This is a genomic window from Afipia sp. 1NLS2 (assembly GCF_000178995.1).
GTDB lineage: Bacteria > Pseudomonadota > Alphaproteobacteria > Rhizobiales > Xanthobacteraceae > Afipia.
On the sequence record NZ_ADVZ01000003.1, the window covers coordinates 252574 to 271563 of the forward strand.

The 18990-nt window shown below is 64.2% G+C and carries 18 protein-coding genes; 8 read left to right on the forward strand and 10 right to left on the reverse strand.

Annotated features, from left to right (window positions below):
• Positions 1–13: 13 nt before the first annotated feature.
• Genes AFIDRAFT_RS12660 through lpxK form a run of 4 tightly spaced genes read left to right on the forward strand, consistent with a single transcriptional unit; the run spans position 14 to position 3272 of the window.
• Positions 14–262: a DUF4170 domain-containing protein gene (locus tag AFIDRAFT_RS12660; RefSeq protein ID WP_009339872.1), complete on the forward strand. Its 249-nt coding sequence runs from the start codon at positions 14–16 to the stop codon at positions 260–262.
• Positions 259–972 (forward strand): lysophospholipid acyltransferase family protein, encoded by a 714-nt coding sequence (locus tag AFIDRAFT_RS12665; RefSeq protein ID WP_197083268.1) that lies wholly within the window; start codon positions 259–261, stop codon positions 970–972. The genes AFIDRAFT_RS12660 and AFIDRAFT_RS12665 overlap by 4 nt, the downstream gene beginning before the upstream one ends.
• Positions 965–2269 (forward strand): 3-deoxy-D-manno-octulosonic acid transferase, encoded by a 1305-nt coding sequence (locus tag AFIDRAFT_RS12670; RefSeq protein WP_009339874.1) that lies wholly within the window; start codon positions 965–967, stop codon positions 2267–2269. The genes AFIDRAFT_RS12665 and AFIDRAFT_RS12670 overlap by 8 nt, the downstream gene beginning before the upstream one ends.
• Complete coding sequence (gene lpxK, locus AFIDRAFT_RS12675) at positions 2262–3272, forward strand: tetraacyldisaccharide 4'-kinase (protein ID WP_009339875.1); 1011 nt, start codon at positions 2262–2264, stop codon at positions 3270–3272. The genes AFIDRAFT_RS12670 and lpxK overlap by 8 nt, the downstream gene beginning before the upstream one ends.
• Before the next feature lie 3 nt (positions 3273–3275).
• Here the strand turns inward: lpxK and AFIDRAFT_RS12680 are convergent, their stop codons facing one another.
• The 3 genes from AFIDRAFT_RS12680 to xseA form a co-directional block, all read right to left on the reverse strand.
• On the reverse strand, positions 3276–3503 hold the full coding sequence (locus AFIDRAFT_RS12680) for a DUF2093 domain-containing protein (protein WP_040298402.1): 228 nt from the start codon (positions 3501–3503) through the stop codon (positions 3276–3278).
• Between the two features lie 127 nt (positions 3504–3630).
• Positions 3631–5799 (reverse strand): copper-containing nitrite reductase, encoded by a 2169-nt coding sequence (gene nirK, locus AFIDRAFT_RS12685; protein ID WP_009339877.1) that lies wholly within the window; start codon positions 5797–5799, stop codon positions 3631–3633.
• 174 nt (positions 5800–5973) lie between these two features.
• A complete protein-coding gene (gene xseA / locus AFIDRAFT_RS12690; protein ID WP_009339878.1) occupies positions 5974–7416 on the reverse strand; it encodes an exodeoxyribonuclease VII large subunit in 1443 nt (480 codons plus the stop codon).
• 81 nt (positions 7417–7497) lie between these two features.
• Between xseA and purD the strand changes: the two genes are divergently transcribed.
• Positions 7498–8763 (forward strand): phosphoribosylamine--glycine ligase, encoded by a 1266-nt coding sequence (gene purD, locus AFIDRAFT_RS12695; protein ID WP_009339879.1) that lies wholly within the window; start codon positions 7498–7500, stop codon positions 8761–8763.
• Positions 8763–9209, forward strand: a complete 447-nt coding sequence (locus tag AFIDRAFT_RS12700) for a GNAT family N-acetyltransferase (protein ID WP_009339880.1) — start codon at positions 8763–8765, stop codon at positions 9207–9209. The genes purD and AFIDRAFT_RS12700 overlap by 1 nt, the downstream gene beginning before the upstream one ends.
• Positions 9210–9221: 12 nt before the next feature.
• On the opposite strand, the gene AFIDRAFT_RS12705 is transcribed toward AFIDRAFT_RS12700, so the two are convergent.
• Positions 9222–9668, reverse strand: a complete 447-nt coding sequence (locus AFIDRAFT_RS12705) for a nucleoside deaminase (RefSeq protein ID WP_009339881.1) — start codon at positions 9666–9668, stop codon at positions 9222–9224.
• A gap of 139 nt (positions 9669–9807) precedes the next feature.
• Between AFIDRAFT_RS12705 and AFIDRAFT_RS12710 the strand changes: the two genes are divergently transcribed.
• Entirely contained in the window at positions 9808–11895 is a 2088-nt protein-coding gene (locus AFIDRAFT_RS12710; protein WP_009339882.1) for a pseudouridine synthase, read from the forward strand.
• Between the two features lie 2 nt (positions 11896–11897).
• Positions 11898–12455: a 16S rRNA (guanine(966)-N(2))-methyltransferase RsmD gene (rsmD, locus tag AFIDRAFT_RS12715; protein ID WP_009339883.1), complete on the forward strand. Its 558-nt coding sequence runs from the start codon at positions 11898–11900 to the stop codon at positions 12453–12455.
• Positions 12456–12458: 3 nt separating this feature from the next.
• On the opposite strand, the gene mutL is transcribed toward rsmD, so the two are convergent.
• The 6 genes from mutL to lspA all read right to left on the reverse strand — a co-directional run bounded on the left by mutL (position 12459) and on the right by lspA (position 18987).
• Entirely contained in the window at positions 12459–14255 is a 1797-nt protein-coding gene (gene mutL, locus AFIDRAFT_RS12720; protein WP_009339884.1) for a DNA mismatch repair endonuclease MutL, read from the reverse strand.
• A gap of 78 nt (positions 14256–14333) precedes the next feature.
• A complete protein-coding gene (gene arfB / locus AFIDRAFT_RS12725; RefSeq protein WP_009339885.1) occupies positions 14334–14750 on the reverse strand; it encodes an alternative ribosome rescue aminoacyl-tRNA hydrolase ArfB in 417 nt (138 codons plus the stop codon).
• A gap of 34 nt (positions 14751–14784) precedes the next feature.
• The gene (locus tag AFIDRAFT_RS12730; protein WP_009339886.1) at positions 14785–16137 is read right to left on the reverse strand and encodes a M16 family metallopeptidase; all 1353 of its coding nucleotides are present in this window, start codon (positions 16135–16137) and stop codon (positions 14785–14787) included.
• Positions 16134–17531 carry a M16 family metallopeptidase gene (locus AFIDRAFT_RS12735; RefSeq protein ID WP_009339887.1) on the reverse strand — a complete coding sequence of 466 codons (1398 nt, stop codon included), beginning with the start codon at positions 17529–17531 and terminating at the stop codon, positions 16134–16136. Before AFIDRAFT_RS12735 ends, AFIDRAFT_RS12730 begins: the two co-directional genes overlap by 4 nt.
• Before the next feature lie 133 nt (positions 17532–17664).
• Positions 17665–18405: a hypothetical protein gene (locus AFIDRAFT_RS12740; protein ID WP_009339888.1), complete on the reverse strand. Its 741-nt coding sequence runs from the start codon at positions 18403–18405 to the stop codon at positions 17665–17667.
• An 81-nt stretch (positions 18406–18486) separates the two neighbouring features.
• On the reverse strand, positions 18487–18987 hold the full coding sequence (gene lspA, locus AFIDRAFT_RS12745; RefSeq protein WP_009339889.1) for a signal peptidase II: 501 nt from the start codon (positions 18985–18987) through the stop codon (positions 18487–18489).
• Positions 18988–18990: the final 3 nt, after the last annotated feature.

An 18990-nucleotide genomic window follows, 5' to 3' on the forward strand; every position in this document is an offset into this window, starting at 1 on the left:
TCTAGGGGCCATCATGCCGGATCCCGCACCGCCTCAATTGCTTCATCTCGTCATCGGTGGAGAGGTTTCCGCCCTCGATGACACGACCTTCAAGGATTTGTCGAAGGTCGAGACGGTGGGCTTGTTCCCGAATTATGCCACGGCCTATCAGGCGTGGAAGGCGAAGGCGCAGCAATCGGTCGATAACGCACACATGCGCTACTTCATTGTGCATATTCACCGTCTGCTCGATCCCGGACACGATTCGAAAACCGGACATTGAACTTGTCGCTTCGTAAACTGGGCCGAGCCGGCTGGGTGCAGCAGACTGCGGGTTTCCTCGCGGCCGAGTTTTTGCGCCTGGTATGGTGGACCAACAGGTTCGAATACGAGCCGCCGGATGTGTATGAGCAGGCCGAGCATCATATGCCGGTGATCGTCGCGTTCTGGCATGGACAGCATTTCATGATGCCGTTCTTGAAGAAGAAGAAATATCCCGCCAAGGTTTTGATCTCGCGTCACCGCGACGGCGAGATCAATGCGATTGCCGCTGAGCGGCTCGATGTCGGCACCGTGCGTGGCTCCGGCGATCACGGCTCCGAGTTTCACCGCAAGGGCGGCGTGGGGGCGTTCAAGGCGATGCTGCGCACGCTGGACAGCAATATCAATATGGCGCTGACGGCGGACGTGCCGAAGGTTGCGCGCAAGGCCGGGCTCGGTGTCATCATGCTGGCGCGTGAATCCGGGCGGCCGATCCTGCCGGTGGCGATCGCGACCAGCCGCTTCAAGCGGCTGAACAACTGGGATCGTTCCGTCATCAACCTGCCGTTCGGGCGCGGGATCATGGCGGCAGGCGAACTGATCCATGTGCCGCCGGATGCCGACGACGCCGCAATGGAGATCCTGCGCCAGCAGCTTGAAGGTGCGCTCAATGCCGTGAACCGTCTCGCCTATACGCGGGTCGGTCATCCCGATGAGGGTCTCAATGGCTGATGCCCTGCCGGTGACGCTTGGTGTTTACCGGCGAGCGTCGGCTCTGGCGGCGCCTCTGGCGGGCCTTCTTATCGGACGCAGGCTGAGGCAAGGCAAGGAAGACCCTGCGCGCATTAATGAGCGTCGTGGCAGTCCGGGCCTCGCGCGGCCGCCGGGACCGCTCGTCTGGATTCATGGCGCGAGCGTCGGCGAGGTGCTCGCGGCGGCGGAACTGATCGATCGGCTGCGCGCGCTCAATCTGCGCGTCCTTCTGACTTCGGGCACGCGCACGTCGGCGGAGATCGTCGCGAGGCGTTTTCCGCCGGATGTCATTCATCAGTTCATTCCCTTCGATGTCCCGGCTTTCGTCGAGCGCTTTCTCGATCACTGGAAGCCGGGTCTTGCGCTGTTCATTGAATCCGATCTCTGGCCGAACCTGTTGCTGTCGGCTGCCGACCGGCGGGTGCCTCTCGTCCTGATCAACGGGCGCATGTCGCCGCGTTCGTTTCCGCGCTGGCGCAGGGCGCGCGGCACCATCGCGGCGCTGCTGTCGTGCTTCGATCTGTGCCTCACGCAATCCGACATCGATCACGAACGTTTCGCTGCGCTCGGCAGTCCCAATGTCATGACTTCCGGCAATCTCAAGCTCGACATCAAGGCGCTGCCTGCCGATCCCGAGAGGTTCGAACGGCTGAAAGCGGCGACGGGACGGCGGACGGTTTTCGTCGCGGCTTCGACCCATCCCGGCGAGGAGGAGATCATCATCGACGCGCATCGGCGTCTGGCCAGGGATATTCCGTCGCTTCTCACGGTCATTGTGCCGCGTCATCCACAGCGCGGGCCGGCCATTGCGCAGTTGGCTGCCGTCTCCCGCTTGCAGGTGCAATTGCGCTCGCGCGGCGATCTGCCTTCGGCAGATACGGATATCTATATTGCCGATACGATGGGCGAACTCGGGTTGTTCTATCGCATCGCGCCGGTGGTGTTCATGGGCGGCTCGCTCGTTCCACACGGCGGACAGAATCCGATCGAACCGGCCAAGCTCGATGCCGCAATCCTGCACGGGCCTCATGTGTTCAACTTCAAGGATATTTATGCCCAACTCGACCGCGAAGAAGGCGCGCTTCTGGCTCGTGGCCCCGAGGAGTTCGTCACGCTGCTGCGTCATCTGCTCGGCAATCCGATCGCGCGCAATCGCCTTGCCGCGTCTGCACAGAGTGTCGTGACGCGGCTCGGCGGCGCGGTCGACAAGACGATGGCGGCGTTGGAGCCTTATCTGTTGCAGATGCGAATCGAGCAGGGGGCTGCCGATGCGTGAGCCAGGCTTCTGGTACGCATCGCCTTCGCTTGCCTCGCTGCTGCTCGCGCCCATTGCCGCGATCTATGGCGCGGTGTCAGGCGCGCGCATGGTGCGTCAGGGCGCGCGCGCCGCTGTTCCGGTGATTTGCGTCGGCAACTACCATCTCGGCGGCGCGGGCAAAACGCCGACCACGTTGCGGCTGGTGGAGATGCTGCGCTCGCTCGGCGAGACGCCATTCGTGGTGAGCCGGGGTTATGGCGGCAGCCTCACGGGGCCGGTGCGTGTTGCGGATCATTCGGCCACCGAGGTCGGCGACGAGCCGAAGATGATGGCGCGTCATGTGCCGGTGATCGTCGCGCGCGACCGCGTCGCGGGCGCGGAGCTTGCACGCGACGAAGGCGCGAGCGTGGTCCTGCTCGATGACGGATTTCAGAATCCGGCGCTCGACAAGGATGCATCGGTGATCGTGATCGACGCCGCGCGCGGGCTCGGCAATGGTTGCGTGTTTCCCGCAGGCCCGTTGCGGGCACCACTTGCCGTGCAGATCGCGCGCACCAACGCGCTGGTCGTGATCGGCGAGGGCAATGCCGCGAACGATGTCGCGCAGGGCGTGGTGCAGCGCGGCGGCCTCGTGCTGCGCGCCGCGTTCGTACCGGATGAACCGGTTGTCGCGCGATTGCGAGGACAGCGTGTGCTGGCTTTCGCAGGGATCGGCGATCCAGTCCGGTTTTTCGCGACGCTGCGCGCTCATGGCATTGAGGTAGCGTCACAGCGAGCGTTCGCCGACCATCATCCCTTCACGTCTGACGACATCGATGCGCTGGCGCGCGAAGCACAGGCAGGCGGGCTGACGCTGGTGACGACGGAGAAGGATTTCGCGCGGATCGAAGGCAATCCGGCGCTTGCAGCTCATGCCATGCAGATCGTTTCGTTTCCGGTGACGTTGCGGATCGAGGACGAAGGGGCGCTCGAGGATTTTCTGAAAGACCGGCTCCGCCGGGCGCGACAGGACCGCCAGTAAGCCTTAGGCTTTTTTCTTCACGGAACCCGGAAAAGTCCGTTCCATCGCGGCCTGTGGGGTCGCATAGGCTTCCTGCCGGTCCACGCTCCACAGTGAGAGTTCCTCAAGCGGGATGTGTTCCCCGGTCACGGCGCACACCACATAGGCGCCCGGGGAGAGGATACGGAAATCGCCGTCCAGATATTCGACCTTGGCTTCGCCACGGCCGGACGGCCCGAATTTATTCAACAAGATAAAAGTCTCCCGAAAGCCCCGCCCCGGCATTCCGATCAGGCGCCGTGATTTTACTACAGATAGGCCATGGAGAGGCGGGGTCAACCGCCAATCCAGGGACCTTTCAAAGGCCTCTATGGGCCTTTCAGTGGCCCATGCCGGGCATCACCTTGCCATTGTAGATGTCGGGATTGGGCTCACCCTCGACAATCAACTGTCCAACAAGGCCGCGCTCCATCCGTGCCAGCGCATGATCGACCACGGTGTAGTTGCCCGGCACGTCGAGCTTGAATTCGGTGATGGTGGCCCCGCCCGGCGCAACCGACACGGTCTGGACGTCATGCAGCGGCGGGCTCGTCACCGTGCCGAGATTGTAGACTTTGTCGAAAATCTCACCGATGACGTGGAACGACGACGTGAAGTTCGGGCCGCCGACGCCGAAATACATCCGCACCGTATCACCGACCTTGGCGTGCATCGGGTGCAGCTTCGAGATCGCGCCGACCGAACCGTTGAAGACGAAGTATTCGGGGCGTTCCGCAAGCAGTTTCTCGACGCTGAACTCCTGGCTGCCGTGCTGGCCATAAGGCGCCTCGGTGTAGATCTCGCCCTGCATCACGTAGAATTCGTGATCGACCTTCGGCAGTCCTTCCTCGGGCTCGACCAGGATCATGCCGTACATGCCGTTGGCGATGTGCTCGGCGACCATCGGCGTGGCGCAATGGTAGACGTAGAGGCCGGGCTTCAGCGCCTTGAACGTCATCGACTTCTCGTCGCCCGGATCGACCTGCAGCGCCGCCGCGCCGCCGCCCGGTCCTGTCGCGGCATGGAAATCGACCGAGTGGATCATGTTGCTGTCGGCGGAATTCTTCAGATGCACGTCGACGGTGTCGCCGACGCGCACGCGTACCATCGGCCCGGGCACCTTGCCGTTGAAGGTCCAGTAGCCGAAGGTGGTGCCTTCCGCGAGGCGGCCTTCCATTTCCACGGTGAACAGATCGACTCGCACCGTCTTCGGATCGCGCTTGCCAATGGGCGGCGGCATGTCGGCCGGATCGCGCGAGATGTCGGCTTCCACCGTCGTTTGCGGTGTGGCCGTATTCGTCACCAGGAACTGGCCTTCCATGCCCGCGAGGCGATGTCCCGGCACGTCGCAGTAATAGAGATAGTCACCGGCCTTGCCGGCGCGGAAGACGATGGTGGTGCTCGCGCCCTTGCCCAGCACGCGCGGCGAGCGCGCGTCCTGATCGGGGAAGACGATGTTGTGCTCGGCGCCTTCACCGTTGATGAGGGTGAGCTGCACGACCTGCCCCTCGACGGCGGTCAGAATCGGGTTGGCCTTGCCGTCGATGGTGCCGCCGACGCCGATGAATACCATCTTGCCGCCAGCGATGCCGGAGCGAAGCGTGTATTTTGCGTCAGACACATAGGTGTGCGCGGTGGCCGGAGCCTGTGCGGCGGGTTCGGGTGCGGGCGTGGCGGCAGATGGCGCCTTGGCGGCCTCGTTTGCACCACTCGCGGCAGGTGCGGCGTTCGCTTTCGCCAGGAAGGCGATCACGTCGGTGCGGTCGGCCTCTGTCTTCAGGCCGGGAAAGGGCATCTTGTTGCCAGGGACGACTTTCTGCGGGTCGGCGAGATAAGCGTCGAGCTTTTCGGGCGTCCAGGTGATTCCGCTCTGCTTCATCGCGGCGGAGAAGCTGTAGTTCGGCACATCGCCTGCCTTGCTTCCGACAATGCCGGCGAGAGTCGGGCCAAGACCGTTGCGGCCGGGCTGGGTTGAATGGCAGGCCTGACACTTCTTGTAGACCTCGCGGCCGTGAACCACGTCGCCTTCGACATTGGCCGCGCTTGCGGTTGGAGCGGCTGACGGCACCGGATTGGCCTGAGCGACCTTGGCGGGAGGCGTCGGTGCCGTCTTTGCCGGAGCTGTTTTCGCTGGAGTCATGGCCATGGCGTGATCATGAGCAGCAGGCGGATTGGCCGTCGCTGTGGTGGAAGCGGGGGCTTGCGCTGCTGGTGCGGCCTTAGGAGTCGCAGCGGTGTGGCTGTCCTCATGGCTGGCAGCCGGCTTGGCTACAGGTGCTGCAGCAGTTTTCGCAGGCGCGGCTTGTGGCGTGGCGGGCGTGTTCGCCGCCGGCTTGGCGGGTGCGTTATCCTGTGCTGCCGGAGATGAAGTGCTGGCCGCTACCTGCGTGGTCGCGGTGCTTGCGCGATTGTGAGAGATGCCGGCGATGGCCAGCAGTGCGAAAACAGCGATGACGCCAAGTGTGCCCGGGAGCCAGTTCTTCAGGTTCGAGTGCGTGAAGAATGCCATCGGGACTGCCTTTCTCTGGGTCGAGCGAAATCAGGCTCGCGGGCAGAGACTATCGGCAGATCGGGCTCGTGAATAGACATTCTCTTTCCGCGCTGCCGCAAGCAATGCGATATCCCGTTCGCGATATCGCATTTGCCTAAGATTGTCATCGCAGTGTCAACACTTGGAGCACGATCAGAAAAGATCGCCCTGAACCTTTTTGTGCTCCGGCACGTCGGCAGTCTTAGCGGGCTTTGCCACCTTCTTAGCGGATGGCGGTGTGCCATGAGCGGTTGCCGCGATGCGGCCGTCGGCGAATTCAATGCTGATATGCTCGCCCGCGCCGACCTGTGCCGCGTGATGCAATGGCAGGCCGGTTTCGTCGCGCACCAGCGCGAAGCCGCGCGACAGCACGCCCTTATAGGACAGAGCCGCCAGCATCTGGGCGCTGTGCTGGATACGGGTACGTCGCAAGGCGATGAATTGTTGCGAGCATCGCCGCGCGCTTTCGGAGAGGCGGTTGACCTGATCCCTCGCGCGCGCGATCTGGCCGCGCAATGTGGTCACGGTGAGGCGGCCCGCGATCATCGACAGCCGCCGGTCATAAACATGGGTGTTCGCGCGCAGCGCGCGCGGCAATTGCGCCGAGGCCCGGTCGAACCGCTGGCGCGGGATCGCAAGCAGATCGGTGAGCTTCGGCAGGCCGCGCGCGGCGCTGCGCAGCTCGGAGCGCCGGTGTTCCTGGCCGCGCTGCCAGCAGGCGAAGGAGCGGCGCGCCAGAGATGAAATCTCGATGGCGAGATCGGCGCGGACCGGCACCGCCATTTCGGCGGCGGCGGTGGGCGTCGGCGCGCGCTTGTCGGCGGCGAAATCGATCAGCGTGATATCGGTCTCGTGGCCGACGGCGGAGATCAGCGGGATCATGCTGGCCGCCGCCGCTCGCACCACGATCTCCTCGTTGAACGACCACAGGTCTTCCAGCGAGCCGCCGCCGCGCGCCACAATCAAAAGATCGGGGCGCGGAATGGGCCCGCCTTCCTCCAGTGCGTTGAATCCCTCGATGGCGGCGGCGACCTGTTCGGCCGAGCCTTCGCCCTGCACCCGCACCGGCCACACCAGCACGCGGCGCGGAAACCTGTCTTCGAGGCGGTGCAGGATGTCACGGATCACCGCGCCGGTGGGCGAGGTGATGACGCCGATCACCTCCGGCAGCCAGGGCAGCAACTGCTTGCGCGACTCGTCGAACAGGCCTTCGGCGGCGAGTTTTTTCTTGCGCTCCTCCATCAAGGCCATCAGCGCGCCGATGCCGGCCGGCTCGATGGCCTCGATGACGATCTGGTACTTCGAGGAGCCGGGGTAGGTGGTGAGCTTGCCGGTGGCGATGACCTCGAGGCCCTCCTGCGGCTTGACCCGCATCCGCCCATGTACGCCCTTCCAGATTACGGCCTCGATCTTGGCGCTCTCGTCCTTGAGGGCGAAATAGCAATGGCCCGAGGCATGGGGCCCGCGAAACCCCGAAATCTCGCCGCGCACGCGGACATGCCCGTAGGTGTCCTCGACGGTGCGTTTCAGCGCCGAAGACAGCTCGGAAACGGTGAATTCCGTGGCATTGGATAACGTCTCGGCAGCTTTGCTCATCGGTAATCGAATCTGGTCTTGTGAGGAAATCCCATGATAGTCTGTTTTCTCACACGATAAACTGCGGTTCGACCTTCTCCCATGAATATCCTTTTGATCGGCTCCGGCGGGCGCGAGCATGCGCTGGCCTGGAAAATAGCGGCCTCGGCGGAGCTGGCGAAGCTGTGGTGCGCGCCGGGCAACGCCGGGATTGCGCGCGAGGCCGAATGTATCGCGCTGGATGTCGCCGATCATGCGGCGGTGGTTGCTTTCTGCAAGGCCAACAAGGTCGATCTGGTCGTCGTCGGGCCGGAGGCGCCGCTCGCGGCCGGTATCGTCGACGATCTGGCGGCGGCGGGCATCAAGGCATTTGGTCCCTCCAAGGCAGCCTCGCAACTCGAGAGTTCCAAGGGCTTCACCAAGGATCTGTGCAAGGCGAACAATATCCCAACCGCCGCTTACGAGCGTTTCAAGGATGCTGCCGCGGCGAAGGCCTATGTCCATGCCCAAGGCGCGCCGATCGTGGTGAAGGCGGACGGGCTCGCGGCAGGCAAGGGTGTCGTCGTGGCGATGACGCTTGCCGAGGCCGACGCCGCGCTTGATGCGTTGTTCTCGTCCGCAGGCGCGGAAGCCGTCATCGAGGAATTTATGGAGGGCGAGGAAGCCTCGTTCTTCGTGTTGTGCGACGGCGATCATGCGCTGCCGCTCGCGACCGCGCAGGATCACAAGCGCGCCTTCGACGGCGACAAGGGGCCGAACACCGGCGGCATGGGGGCCTATTCGCCCGCGCCGGTGATGACGGATGCGATGATCGCGCGCACCATGGACGAGATCATCCGTCCGACATTGCGCGCGATGAAAGACAAGGGCATGCCCTACAAGGGCGTGCTGTTTGCGGGGCTGATGATCACGGCCGAGGGGCCGAAGCTGATCGAATACAATGTCCGTTTCGGCGATCCGGAAACGCAGGTGCTGATGATGCGGATGATGTCCGATCTCGTGCCGGCGCTGATGGCGGCGGTCGACGGCGAACTTCAGCATTTCGACCTGCGCTGGTATCCTCAATCGGCTCTCACCGTGGTGATGGCCGCGAAGGGCTATCCGGGTGATTACATAAAGGGCTCGGTGATCTCAGGTCTCGATGAGGCCGGAAGCCTTGAAGGCGTGGAGATATTTCACGCGGGAACCAAATCCGACGGTGCGCGAATCCTTGCCAATGGCGGGCGCGTGCTTAACGTAACGGCCATTGGCGATAATGTCGGACAAGCGCAGCAGCGTGCCTATCAGGCGGTCGATAGGATTCAATGGCCGGAAGGCTTCTGCCGCCGTGACATCGGCTGGCAGGCAATCAAGCGGGAGCATGGGTAATGCCGTTACGTAAAGCGAGACGCGATGAGGTCCCGCGGATTCTCCAGTTGCTGCTGGACGATGATCTGGCGCACGAGCGCGAGGACACGTCGAAGGGGCTCGCGCCCTACGAGGCGGCATTCGATGCGATCGCGAAGGACGCCAACAACGTGCTCTACGTCTGGGATGAAAACGGCTTCGCGGTCGGGTGTGTGCAACTCACCTTCCTGCCCGGCCTGTCGTATCAAGGCGCGTGGATCGCACAGGCCGAGGGCGTGCGTGTCGATCGCGCGCTGCGCGGCCAGCGCATCGGCGAGAAGATGATGCAGGCGATCATGGGCATCGCGCGTGAGCGCGGTTGCCGTTCCCTGCAGCTCAAGAGCGACAAGCGCCGCACCGCTGCGCATCGCTTCTACGAGCGAATCGGCCTGCGGATGTCGCATGAAGCGATGACGGTGGATCTGTGAGGAGAGCGGTGCTCAGCGCCGCGCCTTGAAGAAATCCCGCAGCAGCGCCGCCGCCTGTTCTTCTCCGACCGCTGGATAGACATCCGGCACGTGATGGCACGTCGGCGAGCCGAAGAACCGCACGCCGCTGTCGATCGCGCCGCCTTTCGGATCGAGCGCACCGTAATAGAGTCGCCGGATTCGGGCATGCGAGATCGCGCCCGCGCACATCGTGCAGGGCTCCAGCGTCACGTAGAGATCGCAATCGGTCAGCCTCTCGCGGCCGAGCTTTCGCGCGGCCTCGCGCAGCGCGACCATTTCGGCATGGGCGGTCGGATCGCGGTCGGCGAGGGTGCGGTTGCCTGCCTGTGCGATCACGGCCCCGTCATGGACCACGACGCAGCCGATCGGCACTTCGCCGCCCGAGGCCGCGATTTCGGCCTGTTTCAGGGCCAAATCCATGAAACTTTGTGCCGTCATCCCTCGTTTCCTGCGTCGAAGTCTGTTATGAGAGCGCCTTCAATCCACCGGTTTTGGCGACAGGCGGCCCTGATGAGGGGAACGCGGCCGTTCGGACCCGGCTTTCTGCACCCAGCGCACTCCTCGAACGAGACCTTTCATGCCCCGCGACGACGATAAAAACAACAGAAGCGGGCCCGGCTCGCGCCGTCCGCCGGGCCGCGGCCGCGACGGGGAGAGCAAGGGCAGGGGTCGCTTTGGCGACGAGCGCCCTGCGCGTTCATCCGCGCCTCGCGGCGACCGCAAGTTCGGTGAGAAGAAGTTCGGCGACAAAAAGCCTGCCGGACGCAGCTTTGGTGAGAAGCGGCCTTATGCGGCCAAAGGCGAGGGCTTCCGCAAGGATGGTGATCGTCCACGTCCGCGTTTTGATCGGGATGATCGGCCAGCGCGTGGCGACCGGAGCGAAGGCCGCTCGTTCAAGCCGCGCGAGGATCGCGGTGACCGTCCGGCTCGTGGCCCGCGCAAGGAGTTTGGCCCGGGCAAGGAATTTGGCGCAGGCAATCGCGGCGAAGGGCGTTCGTTCAAGCCCCGTGAAGACCGCGCGCCGCGTGGCGAGCGCAGCGATGCGCGCCCCAGCCGCGGATACGGCGACAAGAAGTTCGGTGACAAGAAGTTTGGCGAGAAGCGGCCCTATACGCCGCGCGGCGAAGGTTTTCGCAAGGATGGCCCGCGTGGTGAATCGCGCCCGGCGCGGTTCAATCGCGATGATCGCCCGCAGCGCGACGAGCGCCCGCGTTTCAACCGCGACGACAGGCCGAGGGGCGAGGAACGCCCGCGTTTCAATCGGGATGACCGAGGGTCATCTCGCGGCCCGCGTAAGGACTTCAATCGTGGCGAGGATCGCGGCAACGACAAGCCGTGGGAAAAGCGCGCACCGCGCCGCGACGACCGCGGGGCAAGCGATCGCCCGCGTTTTTCGCGGCCGCGTGAGGATCGCCCGGAAGGCGGCGAGCGCTTTGAGCGCAAGCGGGAAGGTTTCAGCCGTCCGCGTTTTGAGCGAGACGGTGACGACCGCGCCCCGCGCCGCAACGCCTGGCAGGAGCATCCGCGCAACGAAGGTGGCGAGCGTCCGCGCCGCGACGGCGAGGATGATTCGAAGATTTTCGCCAAGCGTCCGGCTTTCGGCGGGCGTGGCGCCTATCGTGAGCGGCCAGCGGATTCCGACAAGCGTGCGCCGCGTGCCGCGCCGAAGAAGGACAAGACCGGCGAGCGGATCGCCAAGGCCGTCGCGCGTGCGGGTCTGTGCTCGCGGCGCGATGCGGAGGAATGGATCACGCAAGGCCGTGTCGCCGTTAATGGCCGCGTCATCAATTCGCCCGCGCTCGATGTGACGGTGCGCGATGTCATCACCATCGACGGCAAGCCGTTGCCGGAGCGCGAACGCACGCGGCTGTTTCTCTATCACAAGCCGCGCGGGCTGATGACGACGCATGACGATCCGGAAGGCCGCCCGACGGTGTTCGATCATTTGCCCGAAGGCCTGCCGCGCCTGATCTCGATCGGCCGTCTCGATTTCAATACCGAAGGCCTGCTGCTGCTGACCAACGATGGCGGTCTGTCGCGTGCGCTCGAGCACCCCGACACCGGCTGGCTGCGGCGCTACCGCGTCCGCGCCCATGGCGAGGTGACGCAGGCGCAGCTTGATGAACTGAAGAACGGCGTCGAGGTCGATGGCATCAAATACGGTTCGATCGATGCGACGCTGGAGCGCGACCAGGGCGCGAATGTCTGGGTGACGTTCGCGATCCGCGAGGGCAAGAACCGCGAAGTGCGCAATGTGATGGCGCATCTCGGCCTCGAGGTAAACCGCCTGATCCGCGTGTCCTATGGCCCGTTCCAGCTCGGCGAAATTCCGGAAGGGCAGGTCGAGGAGATCAAGAGCCGGGTGCTGCGCGAGCAGCTCGGCGAGAAGATCGCCACGATGTCCGGCGCGCAGTTCGACAAGCCTGTGCGCGAAGACGAAGGTCCGAAGGTGGGCCGCGACGGTACGCCGTTGCGCAGCAAGGCCGACAACAAGAAGATCAAGCGCTCCAAGATCGAGGACCGCAAGGGTCGCACTGTTGTGGTTCAGCGCAGTGGCAGCGACGAGAAGCGCGCGCGCAACGAGGCCGAGGCCAACGGTTATGGGCCGCCGCGCAAGCCGAAGCGCGGTTATCACGGCAAGCGCGATCTGACGCCGAAGGACTAAGGATGCGCGTCGTCGGCGGGCGGCTGCGGGGCCGTAATATCGCTTCTCCTGCGTCGAAGGACATCCGGCCGACGCAGGACCGCCTGCGCGAGTCGATATTCAACATCCTGATGCACGCCTACGAGAATCCCGCGGTCGATGCACGGGTGCTCGATCTGTTCGCCGGCACCGGCGCGCTCGGCATTGAGGCGGTGTCACGCGGCGCGACCTTCACGCTGTTCATCGACAATGGCGCGGAGGCGCGCGCGCTGTTGCGCAACAATGTCGAGGCGCTGGGCCTGGGCGGCGTCACGAAAGTGTATCGTCGTGATGCCACGCAACTGGGACCGGCGCACCCGATGGAGCCGTTCACGCTTGCGTTCCTCGATCCGCCGTATGGCAAGGGTCTTGCGGAGAAAGCGCTTGCCTCGCTGCGCGACGGCCAATGGCTTGTGCCGGGCGCGCTGGTCGTAGTCGAAGAGGCTGTGTCAGCCGCGCTCAAGGCGCCGGAAGGTTTCGAAGAGCTCGAACGTCGTGTCTATGACGATACCGAGTTCGTGTTTCTAAGGGCGGTTGGTTAGGTCTCAGCGGCGCCCGAACAGCTTCTCGATGTCGGCGAGCTTCAATTCCACATAGGTCGGGCGGCCGTGGTTGCACTGGCCCGAATTCGGCGTCGCTTCCATCTCGCGCAACAGGGCGTTCATTTCCTCGACCTTGAGAATGCGGCCCGACCGCACCGAACCATGGCACGCCATGGTCGCGGCGACATGCATCAGTCGTCTTTCAAGCGGAAGCGCCTCGTCCCATTCCGCCATGTGCTCGGCCAAGTCGCGCAACAACGAAGCGGCGTTGGTCTTGCCCAGGAGCGAGGGCGTCTCGCGTACCGCAACCGCGCCGGGTCCGAAGGATTCGATGGCGAGGCCGTATTTCTCCAGTTCGCCGGTGCGCGCGAGCAGCTTCTCGACCACGGCTTCGTCCATCTCGACGATTTCCGGGATCAGCAGCATCTGCCGCTGCACGCCATTCTTCTCCAGCGAGGCCTTGAGCCGTTCGTAGACGATGCGTTCGTGCGCAGCGTGCTGATCGACCAGAATGAGGCCGTCATTGGTCTGCGCCACGATGTAGTTCTCGTGAAGTTGCGTCCGCGCGGCACCGAGCGGCTGGTTGACAGCCTCAGACAACGGCGCGTCGTGGCCACGCGCATCCGCGCTCGGTGTGTAGGCATCGAAGGCAGCCTGCGGCGCCTCGGCGAACGCCATCGCGGATGCGCGGGGCGCAAAAGGTGCGGCGGGCGAGGATCGCCAGTCATAACCACTGCGTGGCAAGTCCTCTCGGTGGAAGGCTGTGGTGATCGCTGCACCATTGGTGTTGGCGGCGGTGCGGCGGCCTTCGCGCGCGAGGCCTTCCTTCAGCGCGTGCACGATCAGCGCGCGCACGAGCCCTGCGTTGCGGAAACGCACCTCGGTCTTGGCGGGATGGACGTTGGCATCGACCTCCTGCGGATCGAGCGTGACGAACAGCGCCACAATGGGGTGGCGGTCGCGCGGCAGATAGTCTGCATAAGCGGCACGTACCGCGCCAAGAATGAGCTTGTCGCGCACCGGGCGGCCGTTGACGAACAGATATTGCCCGAGTGCGTTGGCGCGGGTCAGCGAGGGGGCTGCGGCGAAGCCTTCGACGGAAACGCCCTCGCGCTCCGCACTCACTTCGATAGCGTGGGTGCGGAAATCGCTGCCGAGGATATCGCCGAGCCGCGTCAGACGCCCCGCAGCACCTGGCAGCGCGGCCGCCCATGTGACGGGCGCGCGTTCCTCGCCCGCGAGCGTGAAGGCAATGTCAGGTCGCGCCATCGCGAGACGCCGCACCACTTCGCGGATCGCTTCGGCCTCGGTGCGGTCCGTCTTCAGAAACTTCAGCCGCGCGGGCGTAGCATAAAACAGGTCGTTGACCTCGACGCGGGTGCCGTGCGCGAGCGCGGCAGGCGCGATGCCGGATTTCGTGCCTGCGTCGACTTGGAGGGCCCATGCGTGCGGTTCATTGGCGTGGCGCGTGGTGATCGCGAGCTTTGCGACTGAACCGATCGAGGGCAGCGCCTCGCCGCGAAAGCCGAGCGTGCGAATCCGCAGCAGGTCCTCGTCGTCGAGCTTCGAGGTGGCATGGCGTTCGACGGCGAGCGCGAGGTCGCCGCGCGTCATGCCGCTGCCGTCATCGGTGATGGCGATGCGCCGCCGTCCGCCGCCCTCGGTGAAAATGTCGATACGCGTGCCGCCAGCATCGATGGCGTTCTCGACAAGCTCCTTCACCGCGCTTGCGGGCCGTTCCACCACTTCGCCGGCGGCGATGCGGTTGACGATTTGTTCGGGCAATTGACGGACGGGCATGATGCGGATTTTACGGAGATTTCAGCCAAATAGGGAGGCTGCCTTTGCGCTTGCGCACAGGGTTGGGTGTCGATTCGCTCAGTCGTCGAATCGCGCGCTGCGGCCAGCCTTGATGTCGGAACGGCGCTTCTTGCCGTCAAGTCGACGTTTTTTCGAGCCCAGCGTCGGCCGGGTGGGACGGCGCGGCTTCGGGCGCACGGCGGCCTCACGCAGCAGAACCAACAGACGGTCGATAGCATCGGCGCGGTTGCGCTCTTGGGTGCGGAAACGCTGGGCATGCAGCACCAGCACGCCGTCCTTGGTCATGCGCTGGCCCGCGAGCGTCTGCAGTCGCTCCAGCGTGTCGGCGGCGAGGTTGAGGCGGCCGACATCGAAGCGCAATTGCGCCGCGGTCGAGAGCTTGTTGACATTCTGCCCACCCGGCCCGGAGGCGCGGACGAAGGAAATGTCGATGTCGCTCTCGTCAATAATGATATCGCGCGTGACCCGGATCATGGGTCACAGATAGCACAGCCGAAATGGAAACGGCTTAGTTCTTGATCGGTTTGGGCGTGGAGGCTTCCGCGGGTGGCCGTCCGACGCTCACCGTCAGAAGCTGGTGGCTCCAGATCTTTTTGGCGACGCGCTTGGCGTCATCCAGCGTCACCGCATCGATGATCGCCGGGCGACGGTCAAGATAGTCGATGCCGAGCTTGTCGAGCTGGTATTGCAGCAGCGCGCCCGCGAACTTGGTGGACGAATCCAGCGCCACCATCTGCGATCCCTTGAGGTAGGACTTGGCCTCGTCCAGTTCCTGCTGGGTCGGCCCTTCGTCCGCGATGCGCTTCAATTCGGCGGAGATCCGGTCGACTGTCTCGTTGGCCCTGTCGGCGCGGGTGGCCGTGCTGCCGAGGAAGATCGAGGTCTTGTCCATCCACCACAGCGAGGTCGAGACCGAATAGACGAGGCCGCGCTTTTCGCGCACTTCATGGTAGAGCCGCGACGATAGCGAGCCGCCACCGATGATGTGGTTGACGATATAGGCCGCCATGAAGTCAGGATCGTCGCGCTTGATCGATGGGCCGCCGAACAGGATATTGGTCTGCGGCACGTCGAGCGGCACGAAAACCCTGCTGTCGCCTGTGGCAAGCGTGACGTCCGGCACGGAGGCGAGATCGCCCTTTGCCGGGAGTGTGCCGAAGGTGGCGTCGAGCAGCTTGCCGAGCGCGTCGGCGTCGATGTCACCGACCACCGCGACAGTCAGTCCGTCCCGTGCGAACATTTTCTTGCGATAGGCGCGCAGATCGTCGGCGCCGATGGCCGGGATGCTGGTCAGCGTGCCGCGCGGCGAGTGCGCGTAAGGGTGGTTGGGAAATCCGGCGGCAAAGAACTTGTTGCTCGCAATCGAGCCGGGCGTGACCGATTCACGGCGCAGGATCGACATGGTCTGCGCGCGGACGCGCTCCAGCGGCTCGGCATCGAAGCGCGGAGCGGTGAGTGCAAGGCGCAGCAGGTCGAATGCCTCGTCGCGGTTGTCCTTCAGCATCCGCAGCGAGCCGCGAATGTAATCGCGCGTCACGGTAAAGTTCATCTGGATCGCGTGGCGCTCCAGCCGTTCGTGATAGGCATTGGAATCGAGATCGCCCGCGCCCTCGTCGAGATTGTCGGCCATCAACTGGGCGACGCCGGGTTTGTCGGCAGGGTCCTGTGCGCTGCCGCCACGAAAGGCGAATTGCATGGCGACCAGCGGCACGGTCGCATCCTGCACCAGCCAGGCTTCGATGCCGCCGGGCGAGATCACGCGCTGGATTTTGGCGGCAGCCTGCGCGGGCGCGTGGCCGAAGGCAAGGAGTGCCGCGCCGAGTGCGAGCGTCCGGGCAATGTGTTTCAAGGCGATTCTCACGAGCGTTTCTCCTCGCGCGACGGCGCTTCCTTGATGAGGTAGCCTGTCGCGGAGCGCTTCTTGTCGAGCCACTTCTTTGCAGCATCGCTGACCTGCGCCGCCGTGACCGCGCGGATGCGATCCGGCCAGCTTTGAATATCCGCCACGGTGAGGCCGACGGTGATCGCTCCGCCGTACCAGCGCGCCATCGTGCTCTGGCTGTCGCGGGCGTAGACCGATTCCGCGATCAACTGGGTTTTTGCGCTCTCGAGATCTTCGGCCGGGACCGGCGTTTTCGCAACGGTCGCGATCACCTTGTCGATCGATTGTTCGATCTGCTCGAAGGTGACGCCAGGCTTCGGCGAGGCGGCGATGCCGAACTGGGATGGGTCGAGCGCCGTGCCTTGGTACCAGGCATTGGCGCTCACCGCGACTTTCTGCTCCACCGCGAGCGCGCGGAACAGATAGGCATTGACGCCGCCGCCCATCAGTTGCGCAAGGACTTCCAGCGCCTCGCTCTCGCCCGCGGCAGCTGTGACCGCCGACGGTACGAGATAAAGCCTGCGCAGATTTGGCTGCTCGGCACGCGGATCGGCCAGAGTTACGGTGCGCGGGCCTGCCGGTGGCGGCTCCTGCGGGCGGATGCGCTTGGCGGGAATGGATGGCTGCGGTGCGATCTTGCCGTAGGTCGCCTCGACCATGGGCCGCAGATCTTCGGCCGTGATGTCTCCCGCGACCACAAGCGTCGCATTGTTGGGGGCGTAGTGGCGGCGGTAGAAGTCGAGAGCTTCCTCGCGGTTGAGCTTCTCGATCTCCGCATGCCAGCCGATGACCGGGCGGCCATAGGGATGATTGAGGTAGAGCGCCGCCATCACCTGTTCTGTCAGCCGGGCATCAGGGCTGTTGGCGACGCGCATGTTGTATTCTTCCAGCACGACGTCGCGTTCGGGCAAGACGTTCTCGTCCTTGAGGATCAGCCCGGTCATGCGGTCGGATTCGAAGTCCATCATCAGCGCGAGCTTGTCGCGCGGCACGCTCTGGTAGTAGCCGGTGTAATCATACGAGGTGAAGGCGTTCTCGCTGCCGCCGACCCGCACCACGCTCTGCGAGAATTCTCCGGCGGGATGCTTCGCGGTGCCCTTGAACATCAGGTGTTCGAGAAAATGCGCGAGTCCTGATTTCCCCGCCGTCTCGTCGGCCGAGCCGACCTTGTACCAGATCATCTGGGTGACGGTTGGCGTGCGATGGTCGGGAATGACCACGACCTGTAGGCCGTTGGCGATGGTGAATGTCGAGGGCTGGTTCGAGGCTGGCGCGGTATCCGCGAAAGCAGGCCACGGCGAGGTCAGGGCGGTTGCGGTCAGTGCGATGCCGCGGAGTGCGTCACGCCGGGAAATGATTTTGAGATCGCGCATGATCCGATATCGGCTCCGAAACAATACAAAGAACAACCCTGACTGGGCTGTCCGGATGGCGGGATCATGGCGCGCGGCGCAAGCTTACGACAAATCAATGTATGGATCTGGCCGCAAGCCTGCGTGGGCTGTTTTAATTGCCGCCCTTATCGAAGATCGGATTGTATTCGGTCTTGGTCTTGCTTTCCATCGGACCCGCGCCATAGGCGTAATTCGGCGACGGGGTCTGATAGCCGGCGGGCGGCTGCGACAGTTCGCTGCGCTCGGGCTCCTTGACGAACTTCGCGGTTTCCTGTTTGCCGCCGCCGAACAGGTCGGACATCATGCTGTTCTTGAAGCCAAGCTGCGAAGGCGTCATCAGGTTGTAATTGGAGTTGTCCATGCCCGGACGGTCATCGTTGAGTGCCGTTGCGCGCTTCTTGGACGATGGCTTCTTGGCGAGTTCGCTCGGCATCAGAGGCCGCTTGGCTTGGTCCCAATCAGGCCCCGGCTGCTTGCTGGCTTCGATGGCCTCCTTACGGGCCTGAACGTCGGGATCCTTCGGCCAGTTTGCCGCAGTCGGCGTCTTCGACGATGCCGGTGGCGGCAGATCGAGTTTGGAAGGGATCACCAGGGGAGAGCGTTCGCGGTACACGATGCCCTTGTTGTTGTCTTCCATCGTCTCGCCGCCGAGACCGCGCAGCAGGCCGTCGATCATCTTGTGCTCGAAGGTCGTGTCCGGCTGCTGCTCGTCATCGTCCTGAGCGTAAGCGGCGCTGGCGGCGACGGCGAGCGTCAGTGCGCAGGCAATCCCGGTAACCCTGAACAGGCGCGTCAGCGCAGCCTTCGAGATAGCGGGCTTGGCGAGGGTGTCATCGGAGCGCAGGGAAATCATCGTGATCCGTCCAGCTTTCGACAGGAAATGTGGCGATAGCACAGTCACTTAAGCGTCACCGGCCGCTGCCTGTATCGCCGTTTATCGGGGCGTTTTTGCGGCGGCTGGGGCGATCAGAGAGTCATATAGCAGGGCGGCGACACCGGCAACAATCGCCGCGTCGGCAAGGTTAAACACATACCAACTATAGGTTTTTCCGGCGACCGCGATGTGGAACAGGGCGAAGTCCACCACCGCGCCGTAGGCGATGCGGTCGACGGCGTTGCCAATCGCACCGCCGATGATGAGGCCGAGGCCGATCACCGCAAGCCGGGTCTGCGAGCGCGCCATCCAGATGGCCAGCAAGACGATGGCAACTGCTTTGCCAGCCATCAGCAGGGTCTGGCCCGTCGTGCCCATGTTCTGAAGCCAGCCGTAGCTGATGCCGGTGTTCCAGGCGAGTACGAGATCGAAGAACGATGTCACCTGCACCATGCCGCGGCGGCCGATGTCGAACACATGCAGCAGCCACAGCTTGGAGGCCTGATCGACGATCAGCGTGGCGACGGCAGCGATCAGGCCGGAGCGCAGCAGGGGCGACATCGG